We start from the raw sequence: 12,060 nt of genomic DNA, 5'->3' as shown, positions 1-12,060 counted from the left end.
GCAGGCGCGGGCGCAGGCACGGGCAGGCGCGGGCGCAGGCACGGGCAGGCGCGGGCGCAGGCACGGGCAGGCGCGGGCGCAGGCACGGGCAGGCGTGGGGGTGGGCGGGGGTCAGCGGCGGAGGGTGAGGATCAGGTCGGCGACCAGGGCCGTCCAGCCGGTCTGGTGCCAGGCACCGAGGCCGGCCCCGTTGTCGCCGTGGAAGTACTCGGGGAAGGCGACCAGGTCGCGCCAGTCCGGGTGGGTCTGGAAGAGCTGGCATGCGCCGTAGATCGGTCGTCGTCCCCAGTCGTCCTGGGTGAAGAGTGAGATCAGTCGGGCGGAGAGGTCGTCGGCGATCTCGTCAAGGGTGCACTTCACCCCGGAGCGGGTGGGGTACTCCACCTGGAGGTCGTCACCGAAGAACGCCGCGTAGTCGCGGAGCGCGCTGATCAGCAGGAAGTTCGTCGGCATCCAGATCGGCCCGCGCCAGTTGGAGTTGCCTCCGAACAGCCCGCTTGTCGACTCGGCGGGCTCGTAGCCGACGGAGAACTCCTGCCCGCCGAGGGTGACCGAGAATGGTTTGTCCAGGTGCGCGCGGGACAGCGTACGGAGGCCGAAGTCGGAGAGGAACTCGTCGGGGTCGAGCATCCGGGCGAGCAGGCGGACCACCTGTTCCGGGCCGACCATGGACAGCAGCCGCTGTTGCCGGCCGTCGGGGCCGAGGCGGCGGGTGCCGATCACCTGGGCGTACTCGGGGCGGTTGGTGAGGAACCAGCGCAGCCGGGCGCCCAGTTCCGGTAGGTGGTGCAGGGTCCTGGCGGTGAGCCGGGTGGTGGCGGCCAACGGCAGCAGCCCGACGACGGAGCGGACCTTCAGTGGCACCTTCGTGCCGTCGGCGAGGCGCAGCACGTCGTAGAAGAAGGCGTCCTCGTCGTCCCACAGCCCCTGCTCGTACGCGGCGGCGGCGATGTAGGCGAAGTGCTCGAAGAACTTGGTGGCGGTGTCCACCCAGGTTCGGTCGTGTTCGGCGAGCACGATCGCCATGTCCAGCAGGTTGAGGGCGTACATGCCCATCCAGCCGGTGCCGTCGGACTGTTCCAGCACCCCGGCGACCGGCAGTGCCGCGGAGCGGTCGAACGGGCCGACGTTGTCCAGCCCGAGGAAGCCACCCTCGAAGACGTTGTTGCCGCCGGTGTCCTTGCGGTTGACCCACCAGGTGAAGTTCAGCAGCAGCTTGTGCATCACCCGGGCCAGGAACTCGTAGTCCCGGCCGCCGTCGATCTCGAACACCTTCAGCGCCGCCCACGCGTGCACCGGCGGGTTCACGTCTCCGAACGCCCACTCGTACGCCGGGATCTGCCCGTTGGGGTGCAGGTACCACTCGCGCAGCAGGAGCAGGATCTGTTCCTTGGCGAAGCCCGGGTCGACCCGGGCGATGCTCACGCAGTGGAAGGCCAGGTCCCAGGCCGCGTACCAGGGGTATTCCCACGGGTCGGGCATGGAGATGACGTCGAAGCTGGTCATGTGCCACCAGGCGCTGTTGCGCCCGTGCCGGCGCCCGGCCGGCGGTGTGGAGCCCGGGTCGCCGTCGAGCCAGCGCTTGACGTCGAAGTGGTAGAACTGCTTGCCCCACATCAGCCCGGCGATGGCCTGCCGGGCGACGAGCGCCTCGTCGGGTGTGGCGGCCGGTGGGATCACCCCGGCGAAGAACCGGTTCGCCTCGGCCCGCCGCGCCCACACCACGGCCTCGAAGCCCTCGCTGAGGTCGGCCGGGGGCGGCGGCGCGGCGGCCGGCGGTGAGGCGGTACGGGTCAGTCGCAGCCGGATCTGGCGCTGCTCGCCGGCCGGCACGTCGAGGATGTAGTGCAGCGCCCCCTTGGTGCCCTCGCGGGCCGGGTTGACGGTGGCCGCGCCGTTGACGACGTGGTCGTTGATGCCGTCCTTCGGGTACGGGGAGCGGCCGGCCAGCCCCCAGAGCCGTTCGGCGTTCGTGTCGTTGTCGCAGAGCAGCGGCACGGGGCCGCCGTCGCCCTCCAGGAGCAGTTGGCCGAACACCCGGTGCTCGCCGACGAGCCGGGTGCCCTGGCCGGTCAGCCGGGGGATCCGGTCGCCGCCGGGCAGGCCCCAGGACCAGGTGTTACGGAACCACAGGGTGGGCAGGACGTGCAGGGTCGCCGCCTCGTCGCCCCGGTTGGCGACCGTCACCACCATGCAGAGGTCGGTCGGCGACGCCTTGGCGTAGTCGACTGTCACCGCCCAGTACCTGTCGTCGTCGAAGATCCCGGTGTCCACCAGCTCGTACTCGGTGTCGTCGCGGCCGCGCAACGCGTTCACCGCGACGAGTTCGTCGTACGGGAAGGCGGCCTGCGGGTAGTGGTAGCGCCAGCGCATCCAGGAGTGGGTGGGGGTGGAGTCCTCGTACCACCAGTACTCCTTGACGTCCTCACCGTGGTTGCCGCCGTCGCCGCCGAGGCCGAACATCCGCTCCTTGAGGATCGGGTCCTTGCCGTTCCAGAGGGCCAGGGCGAACGCGAAGGTCTGTCGTTCGTCGCAGACGCCGGCCATGCCGTCTTCATTCCACCGGTAGGCTCTGGACCGCGCGTGGTCATGTGGGAAGTAGTCCCAGGCCGTACCGTGCTCGCTGTAGTCCTCCCGCACCGTCCCCCACGCCCGTTCGGACAGATAGGGACCCCATGCACGCCAGTCCTGCTCCCCCGAGTCGGCCTGGGCGAGCCGGAGCCGCTCAGCGTCGGGTGGCGAGGCGTCGGAGGACGATCGGTCAGTGATCACGTGCACATCTTTGACGTCGCCGCGGTACTTGACCACAGCGGCCATTCTCGTCGTGGCGTGTTACACGTTGCCGCCGGTGGAGGAAACTTGATCGACATTCGGTTCGGCCCGCAGGTCTGCGGCGATCTGACCAGCGCGGCCAGCCGGGAGTGGCTGGTCCCCGACGGTCTCGGCGGCTATGCGATGGGCACTGTCGGTGGGCTGCGGACACGTCGGTACCACGGCCTGTTGGTGGTTCCCGGCGAAACGCCTGCCGCCCGTCAGGTGGGACTGGTGAGTCTCGACCCGGCGGTCACAGTGCCGTCCGGTGCCCGGGTACGCCTCGGCGCGCACGAGTGGGCCTCCGGCACGGTGGACCCGCGTGGCTTCGAGTTGTTGGAGCGTTTCGACCTGGTCGACGGGCTGCCGCGCTGGCGCTGGCGCATCGGCGCGGTGGTGATCGAACGGGAGCTGGCCATGCTGCCCGGCCGTTCGTGCGTCGCCGTGGTGCACCGGCTGGTCGCCGGCGGGCCCGTCCGGCTGGAGCTGTCGGCCGCCTGCACGTGGCGGGACGCGCACGGTGAACGGCGGGCCGACGGCCCCGTCCCGCAGGTCGAGGCGGTGGCCGACGGCGCGGTGGTCGAGGGCGCGTACCGGCTCGCCGGCCCGGGCTGGGCGCCCGAGGGGCAGTGGTGGCTGGGCGTGCACCACCGGGAGGAGGCCAACCGGGGTCTGCACCCGGACGAGGACCTCTGGTACGCGGGCCGCTTCTCCGGGGAGTTGGAACGCCCCGGCGACACCGTGTCGGTGCGCGCCTGGGCCGACCCGCTGGACGTGGAGCCACCGTCGGCGGAGGAGATCGTGGCGACCGCCCGGCGGCGCAACCGGCAGGTGGTGACGACGGCTAAGCCGGCCGACGACGTGGACGCCACCCTGGCGCTGGCCGCCGACGCGTTCGTGGTGCGTACCCAGCAGGCGGCGGTGGACGTGGTCGCCGGCTACCCGTGGTTCGGGGCCTGGTCCCGGGACACGATGATCTCGTACGAGGGGTTGTTCCTCTGCACGGGTCGCGCCGACGAGGGTCGGGAGCTGCTGCGGGCGTACGCGGCGACGCTGTCCGAGGGGATGCTCGCCAACACGGCCGACACGGGTCGGGTGGAGTACAACACCGTCGACGGGACGCTGTGGTTCCTGCACGCGGTGAGCCGGCACGTCACCGTCACCGGTGACACCGACCTCGGTGACGAGCTGTTGCCGGCGCTGCGCTCGGTGGTCGACGCCCACGCCGCCGGCACCCGGTACGGCATCCGCGTCGACCCGGCCGACGGGCTGATCACCCAGGGCGCCCCCGGCACCGCGTTGACCTGGATGGACGCGCGGGTGTACGGGGTGCCGGTCACCCCACGCGTCGGCAAGCCGGTCGAGGTGAACGCGTTGTGGATCAACGGGTTGGCCGGGCTCGCGGAGCTGACCGAGTTGGCCGGGCGGGACGCCGGCGAGCTGTGGCGACTGCACGGGCAGGCTTCCGCCTCGTTCCGGGAGCGGTTCCCGGCCCCGACCGGCTGGCTGCACGACGTGTTGGACGCGCCGGCACCGGCGTACCCGTTGGGTGGCGCCGCCCTGCACGACGACGACGCGTTGCGCCCCAACCAACTGCTGGCCTGGTCACTGCCGTACGCGCCGATGGACCCGGACGAGGCGACGCTGCGGCGGGTCGCGGGCGGGCTGTTCACTCCGCTCGGGCCGCGCAGTCTCGCCCCGGACTCGGCGGAGTTCGTGGGCCGGCACCGGGGCGGCCCGGCCGACCGGGACGGGGGCTACCACCAGGGCACCGTGTGGCCGTGGTTGCTCGGCCCGTACGTGGACGCCGCACGGCGAGGAAAGATGTCCGTCGATGATGCATTCGTCGGCATTGAGGCCCATTTGATGGAATATGGGTTAGGCTCGGTTAGCGAGACGGCCGACGGCCTCGCGCCGCACACCGCCACCGGGTGCCCGTTCCAGGCCTGGTCGGTGGCCGAGCTGCTGCGGGTACGGCGAAAGGGCCAGTAGCGCTTTACACGACCGCAACGGTGGTGTCGCCGCTGGTTATCGCGATCCCGGCAGGATTGGCCCCGATCCAGACGCGACGACGACATCACAATGGTGTCGGTCGGCGCGCGCCCGGGGACAACTCAAAGGGGGCCGCATGTCACCTGATGCCCACGTGATCGACATCAACCCCGCCCGACAGCTTCGGGTGCTGATGCTCTCCTGGGAGTACCCGCCGGTGCTCGTCGGCGGGCTCGGCCGACACGTGCACGCCCTCTCCGTCGCCCTGGCCGCCGCCGGCCACGAGGTCACCGTCGTCACCCGTCACAGCGACGGCGCACCCCTGGAGGAGTACGCCGACGGCGTCCGGATCCTGCGCGCCCCCGAAGACCCGGTCGCCTTCCCCCTCGCCACCGGCTCGCTGCTGGCCTGGACGATGGCGTTCAACCACACCCTCACCCGCACCGCCCTGCGCGCCACCGAGGCTGGTTCCTACGACGTCATCCACGCCCACGACTGGCTCGTCGCCCACACGGCGGTCACTCTCGCCGAGCACCTGGACCTGCCCCTGGTCACCACGATGCACGCCACCGAGGCCGGGCGGCACCAGGGCTGGCTGCCGGAGGAGATGAACCGCACCATCCACGGCGTCGAACACTGGCTCAGCAGCTCCTCCATTCGACTGATCACCTGCTCCGGGTACATGCGCGACCAGGTGACGGCCCTGTTCGACACACCGGCCGCCCAGGTCGACGTGGTGCCCAACGGGGTCGACGACCGGGCCTGGCGGGCGCTTCCCCGGGCGGTCGCCTCGGCCCGGGCGCGGTTCGCCGGGGACGGCCCGCTGATCGGGTACGCCGGACGGCTGGTCTACGAGAAGGGCGTCCAGCACCTGATGCACGCCGTACCCCGGCTCCGCGAACGGCACCCGGGGCTGCGCGTGGTGATCGCCGGCGACGGCCCGTACCGCACCGAACTGGAGGCGCAGGCCCGGCGGCTGGCGCTCAGCTCCACCGTCCGGTTCACCGGCTTCCTCGACTCCACCCAACTGCCGGCGATGCTCGGTGCCACCGACGCGACGGTGGTCCCCAGCCTCTACGAGCCGTTCGGCATGGTGGCGCTGGAGGCGGCAGCCGCCGGAGCGCCCCTCGCCGTGGCCCGTACCGGCGGCCTCGCCGAGATCGTCGAACCCGGCGTGACCGGTGTGACCTTCCCGCACAGCGACCCGGACGCGCTCGCCGGCGCGGTCGGCCAACTGCTCGGCGACGAGGTCTTCGCCCGACGGCTGGCCCGCCGGGCCCGCACGATGGTCGGCGAACGGTACGGCTGGGCGACCATCGCGGCCCGCACCGCCGCCAGCTACGCCACCGCTCGTCGCGAACACGGCCCGGTGCAGGCCCGACGCGCCGCCGCCCGACTGGCCGGTGGCCGGTCCCGGATCGCCATTCCGGAGGGGAACCTGTTCGCGGCCGCCGCCGACCATGCCGCCTGCTGAGCCGATTCGGACTACCGATAGGTGACTTCCGATCCGCTGGTTAGGGTGTAGCCCGGACAGCGGCTGAGGAGGAGCGTGCACAGGTGCTGATCGCCGGTCGGTACCGGCTGCTCGACCTGGTGGGTCGCGGGGGCATGGGTCGGGTGTGGCGTGCCCGCGACGAGATGCTGCACCGCGAGGTAGCGGTCAAGGAGATCGTTCCACCGAGTTGGTTGGCCGATCGTGAACGGGACGAGGTGCGTTCCCGCACCATGCGGGAGGCGCGCGCCGCGGCCCGACTCAACCACCCCGCCGTGGTCCGGCTCTACGACGTCGTCGCTGTCGACGACAGCCCATGGATCGTCATGGAGTACGTCCCGTCCCGCACCCTGCAGGACGTCGTGGACGCCGACGGGACCCTGGAACCGGCCCGTGCGGCGCGGATCGGGCTGGCCGTGCTCGACGCGTTGCAGGCCGCGCACGCCGCCGGGGTGCTGCACCGCGACATCAAGCCGCAGAACGTGCTCGTGGCGCACGACGGGCGGGTGATGCTCACCGACTTCGGGCTGGCCACCTTCGACGGTGGCGACGGCACGATGACCCGCCCCGGCATGGTCTTCGGCTCCCCGCAGTACGTGGCCCCGGAGCGGGCCGCCGAGGGGGTGTCCACTGTGGCCGCCGACCTGTGGTCGCTCGGGGCGACCCTGCACGCCGCCGTGGAGGGTCGGTCCCCGTACGCCCGCAGCACCGCGATGGCCACCCTGACCGCGCTGGCCGCCGGCCCACCGGACCCGGCCCCGCACGCCGGGCCGCTCGCGCCGGTACTGGAGGGTTTGCTGCGCCGCGACCCGCGCGCGCGGCTCGACCACGACGCCGCCCGTCGGTTGCTCACCGCGGCGGCGACCGGCCGTGCCGGCCCGCCCCCGGTGACCGACCGATCCTCGTCCGCCGGGCCGGTGCCGGGGCTGGTCGGCCAGCCCACCCCGACCGGCGACGCCGACGACCAGGACCCCACTGTTCCGCTACCCGACCCGGCCACCGCCACGAGCAACGACCTGGCCTCAGCCGGCCGGGCCACGTCACCCCCGCCGCGCACGGGCGACGGGCGCATCGCCCGCCGGGTGGCGCTCGTCGCCGTGGCGCTGCTGGTCGCCGTCGTGGCCGGTGTCGGCACCGCACTCACCGTCGCCGACGACAAGCCCACCAATCCCACCGGCTGGTCCTACACTCCCCCACCGAACCGTCCACCCGATGGCGGCGGGCCAGGTGGGCCAGGGGGGCCAGGTGGGCCGGGCGGTGGTCGGAACTTCCCCCCGCCGCCGCTGCCCTGTGTCCGCCCGGACATCGTCGGCACGCCGGTGTCGTCCCGCGCACCGCCCTCCGGCGAGGAGTTCCAGCCGGCCCCCGGCTGGGTCTGGCACGCCGACAGCACCGGCTTCCGGGTCTCCGTACCGAACACGTGGCTGACCTCCCGCGACGAGGGGGTGGCGTGCTTCCAGGACCCGTCGACCGGCCGGGCCTTCAGCGTCGCCAGGAGCAACCCCACCGATCCCCTGAAGCAACTGCGGGCCGCCCGCGACGCGGCGAACCGGGCTGGCTCCCTGCCGGGGTACGACGAGATCCGGCTCGCCCCTGACGACGGCGGGGCCGAGTGGGAGTTCCGGTGGCAGGCACCCCAGGGACCATGGCTGCACGCCCGGCAGCAGATCTTCGGGACCGACCGGTGGACATTGGGATGGATCACCTCCGACGAGGACTGGTCGGGGGCCGAAGCCGAGTGGGATCTGCTGCGAAAGAGTTTCCGACCACCCCGCTGACCTGCACCGTATGGCCATGATCCGGACCACCGTCCGGCGTGGATCGAGGCCGCTCAGTGGATGAGAAAGACGGCATTGGTGGCTATCGTGGATTGCGGGGTGACCGAGGGGGAGCGACCGTGCAGCAGTTGCTGATCGCGGGTCGGTACCGGCTGCTCGACCTGGTCGGCACCGGCGGAATGGGCCGGGTGTGGCTTGCTCGTGACGAGATGCTGCATCGCGACGTGGCGGTGAAGGAGGTCGTGCCGCCGTCCTGGCTGGCCGAGACCGAACGCGAGGAGTTGCGGCTACGAACCCTGCGGGAGGCACGCACCGCGGCCCGACTCAACCATCCCAACGTGGTCCGCCTCTACGACGTGGTCCACGACCGGGAGAGCCCCTGGATCGTGATGGAGTACGTGCCGTCGCGATCGGTGCAGCAGATCATCAGCGCCGAGGGGCCCCTGAGCCCGCAGCGCACCGCCCGGATCGGGCTGGCCGTGCTCGCCGCGCTGCGGGCCGCGCACGCCGCCGGGGTGCTGCACCGCGACGTGAAGCCGCACAACGTGCTGGTCGCCGACGACGGCCGGGTGGTGCTCACCGACTTCGGGCTGGCCACCTTCGACGGCGGCGAGGGGGCCATGACCGGGCCCGGCACGGTCCTCGGCTCGCCACAGTTCGTCGCCCCCGAACGCGCCCGCGAAGGGGTGTCCGACGCCCGCACCGACCTGTGGTCGCTGGGCGCGACGCTCTACGCGACAGTCGAGGGCCAGTCACCGTACGCGCGCTCCAGCGCGATGGCGACGCTCAGCGCGCTGGCCACCGAGCCGCCGGACCCGATGCGGCGGGCCGGGCCGTTGGGTCCCGTCCTCACCGGTCTGTTGCAGCGTGACCCCTGGCGGCGGTTGACCGCAGCCGAGGCGGAGCCGCTGCTGCGCAGCGCCGCGGCCAGCCACGACGAACCGGCCGGCTCGACCCCGTCCGCTGCCGTCGCAGCGGTCCGTGGCACCGGCCGGGCCGTCGCGCCGCGCCCGGTGGAACCGGCGGGCCCGGCGGGCGATCCGGCGACGCCGAGCAGTCGCCCGCCGCGAACCGGATCGAGCCGGCGACGGCGTCTGATCGCCCTGGGCGGTGCGGCCACCGCTCTGCTCGTCGCGGGTGGCGTCACACTGGCCCTGGTCAACCAGCACGGTGATCCAACCCCACCGTCCGGCTCGGGTGGTGGCGCGCCGACCCCCCGGCCGGCGGCGTTCGCCTGCGCGTCCACCCCTCCGCCCACGGCGACCCCGGTGGTGTCGGTGACACCGCCGGCCGACGTGAAGTACGGGCTCCGCGAGGGCTGGACCTGGTACGACGACCCGACCGGGTTCCGGATCGCCGTGCCAGTGGGTTGGGCTCGCTGGACCGAGGGCCCGGTGACCTGCTTCCGGAGATCCGGCGGGTCGCGGGTGCTCAGCGTCGAAGCCGGGCCGGCCCGCACGGACCCGGTGGCTTACTGGAAGTCCGAGGAGTCTCGGCTGACCACGGCCGAGGCGTTGCCTGGCTATCGCAAGGTGGACATCTCCGCCATGGACATCTTCGCTGGCGGCGCGGTCTGGGAGTGCGGGTGGCGCAACGCCGCAGGCGTCCCGGTGCACAGCCTCCGACTGCTGGCAAACACCTCGACCGACCGTTCCTACACCGTCTCGTGGTTGACAGAAGAGTTCGACTGGCAGGTCAACGCGGCATACTTGCCGATGATCCGGCAGAGCTTCACCCCCACCCTGTGACACCGTCCGAGATGGACTTTCCGGGTGACGCCCCTGCGGCGCCGGCGCTGACTACGGTGGCGTAGTTTTGGGCGCTCAAGATCCCTGGGGAGGGTGAGCCGAGATGATGGGACCGCAACACGCGCTGTCCGGCGCTGCGGTGTGGTTGGCCGGCTCCTGGGCACTGGAGCAGTTCGTCGACTACCACCAGTCGCCGCTCGCGTTGGCGGTGGGCACCGCGGTGTGCGCCGGTGGCGCGCTCTTTCCCGACCTCGACATGTCGGGCAAGGTGACCAAGAACCAGGGTGGGGCCACAGTGGCCCGCACCTTCGGGGTCTTCTCACTCTTCGCCGCCGAGGTCATGGAGAAGATCTCCCTCGGGGTCTACTACGCCACGAAGCTCAGCAGGGACCCACGCCGCAACAACGGGCACCGCACGCTCACCCACACGCTGCCGTTCACACTGCTGGTCGGCTGGGGCACCACCGCGCTCTGCGCCGCGTACGGCAAGTGGGCGGTCATCACCATCCTGTTCTTCATGTTCGGCCTGGCGCTGCGCGGGCTGTTCGACGAGTGGGCCGAGCGGGCCGGCTGGGTGATCATCACTCTCGCGTCGGCCGGAGCGGCCTGGTTCACCTTCGCCAACCTGCCGGGCGGACGCGGCTACCCACTGATCGGCACCGCGCTGGGCGTGGGCTGCTTCGTCCACATCCTCGGCGACATGATCACCCGGGCCGGCGTGCCGATCCTCTGGCCCATCCCGATCAAACGGCGGATGTGGATGATGATCGGTCTGCCCAACAGCATCGCCCTGCGCGTCGGCAGCAAGGCCGAGGTGGTCGGGATGCGCATCGCACTCACCGTCATCTCGGCGCTCGCCACCGTCGGCCTGATCGCGCCCTCGGTGCTGAGCCGATTCGACATCGACGTCTGACCGAACCGCGCCCCTCGACCGGCGAGGAAGATCGGGTGCGACCGGCCGCAAGCGGCACGGCGTACGCCTCGCGGGGGCCCTGCGGCACCCGGCTGAATTCTTTTCGACATCGGCTATTGACGTCGCCGTAACAGGTGGCCTAGCGTCCTGTCGAACCGCTTCGTCGAAACGCTTCGACGCCGTTTCGGGAGCGTTCCCACCCCAGGCCGGAGGAGGTGCGCGGTGGCCACCATGCACGACGTCGCCCGCCTCGCCCAGGTCTCGGTCAGCACCGTTTCCTACGTGCTCACCGGCACCCGGCCGATCTCGCAGGCCACCCGTAACAAGGTGCTCGCCGCGATGGCCCAGCTCGACTACCAGCCCAACGCGATGGCCCGTGGGCTGGCCAGCCGTCGCAGCCGGATCCTCGGCCTGCTGATGCCGATGGACGAGCGCGGCCTCGGCGCCACCGAGACCGCGTTCGTCACCGGTGCCGCCGCCGCGGCCAGCGTCGCCGGCTACCACCTGGTGCTCTCGCCGGTCGGCGGGGGCAACCTCGACGACCTACGTCGGCTGGCCAGCCAGCGGATGCTCGACGGGGTCGTGCTGATGGAGGTCCAGCTCGCCGACGAGCGGGTGACAGTGCTCCAGGAGGCGGGGGTGCCGCTGGTGCTGATCGGGCGCACCGGCGACACCAGCACGCTCTCGTACGTCGACATCGACTTCGACCAGACCGTCCGGGAGGCCGTCGCGCACCTGGTCGGCCTCGGGCACCGGCGGATCGTCTACGTCAACCACTCGGCGGCCACGCTGGCCAGCGGGTACGGGCCCGCGTTGCGTACCCGGGACGCCTTCACCGCGGCGATGACCGGCCACGGCCTGGAACCGGTGATGATCGCGGCCGAGGACAGCGCCGCCGGTGGGCGGGCCGCCCTGGCCGCCGCGTTCTCGCAGGCCCCGGATCTGACCGCGGTGCTGGCCATGAACGAGACGGCGATCTTCGGCATCCTCGGCGAGTTGACCGGCCGTGGTCTGTCGGTGCCCGACGACGTCTCCGTCGTCTCGATGGTCACCTCGCCGCAGGTCGCCGAGTTGGCGACTCCGGCGCTGACCGCCATGACGTCGCCCGGTTCGGCGCTCGGCCGGATCGCGATCGAGGCGCTGACGCGCCACCTGGACGGCCCTGCGGATCTTCGGCACCAGCAACTGCTGCCGTGCGCGTTGGAGATCCGGGGGTCGACCGCCGCACCACGGAGCCGCCACCTGATGGTGGCCGACAAGTAGATGGCCCGCCGCCGCGCTGCAACGCGACGACGGGCCCTGTGAAGTACCGGCTAGATACTCAAC

At 71.9% G+C, this 12,060-nt stretch carries 7 protein-coding genes; 6 read left to right on the top strand and 1 reads right to left on the bottom strand.

The window, feature by feature from the left end:
* Positions 1-111: 111 nt before the first annotated feature.
* Positions 112-2,817, bottom strand: a complete 2,706-nt coding sequence (locus ABZ406_RS26365) for a glucosidase (protein WP_357766864.1) — start codon at positions 2,815-2,817, stop codon at positions 112-114.
* 42 nt (positions 2,818-2,859) lie between these two features.
* Here ABZ406_RS26365 and ABZ406_RS26360 point away from each other — a divergent pair, with 42 nt between their 5' ends.
* The 6 genes from ABZ406_RS26360 (at position 2,860) to ABZ406_RS26335 (ending at position 11,997) form a co-directional block, all read left to right on the top strand.
* Positions 2,860-4,803: an amylo-alpha-1,6-glucosidase gene (locus ABZ406_RS26360; RefSeq protein WP_357766861.1), complete on the top strand. Its 1,944-nt coding sequence runs from the start codon at positions 2,860-2,862 to the stop codon at positions 4,801-4,803.
* Between the two features lie 136 nt (positions 4,804-4,939).
* Positions 4,940-6,277 carry a glycosyltransferase family 4 protein gene (locus tag ABZ406_RS26355; RefSeq protein ID WP_357766858.1) on the top strand — a complete coding sequence of 446 codons (1,338 nt, stop codon included), beginning with the start codon at positions 4,940-4,942 and terminating at the stop codon, positions 6,275-6,277.
* Between the two features lie 83 nt (positions 6,278-6,360).
* A complete protein-coding gene (locus tag ABZ406_RS26350; protein WP_357766855.1) occupies positions 6,361-8,073 on the top strand; it encodes a serine/threonine-protein kinase in 1,713 nt (570 codons plus the stop codon).
* A 119-nt stretch (positions 8,074-8,192) separates the two neighbouring features.
* Positions 8,193-9,821 carry a protein kinase gene (locus ABZ406_RS26345; protein ID WP_357766853.1) on the top strand — a complete coding sequence of 543 codons (1,629 nt, stop codon included), beginning with the start codon at positions 8,193-8,195 and terminating at the stop codon, positions 9,819-9,821.
* A 103-nt stretch (positions 9,822-9,924) separates the two neighbouring features.
* The gene (locus ABZ406_RS26340; RefSeq protein WP_357766850.1) at positions 9,925-10,734 is read left to right on the top strand and encodes a metal-dependent hydrolase; all 810 of its coding nucleotides are present in this window, start codon (positions 9,925-9,927) and stop codon (positions 10,732-10,734) included.
* Positions 10,735-10,965: 231 nt separating this feature from the next.
* Entirely contained in the window at positions 10,966-11,997 is a 1,032-nt protein-coding gene (locus tag ABZ406_RS26335; RefSeq protein WP_357766892.1) for a LacI family DNA-binding transcriptional regulator, read from the top strand.
* The last annotated feature ends 63 nt before the right edge of the window (positions 11,998-12,060 follow it).

Source organism: Micromonospora sp. NPDC005710 (assembly GCF_040630995.1).
Lineage (GTDB): Bacteria > Actinomycetota > Actinomycetes > Mycobacteriales > Micromonosporaceae > Micromonospora.
This window is presented reverse-complemented; position numbering and strand designations above follow the sequence as displayed.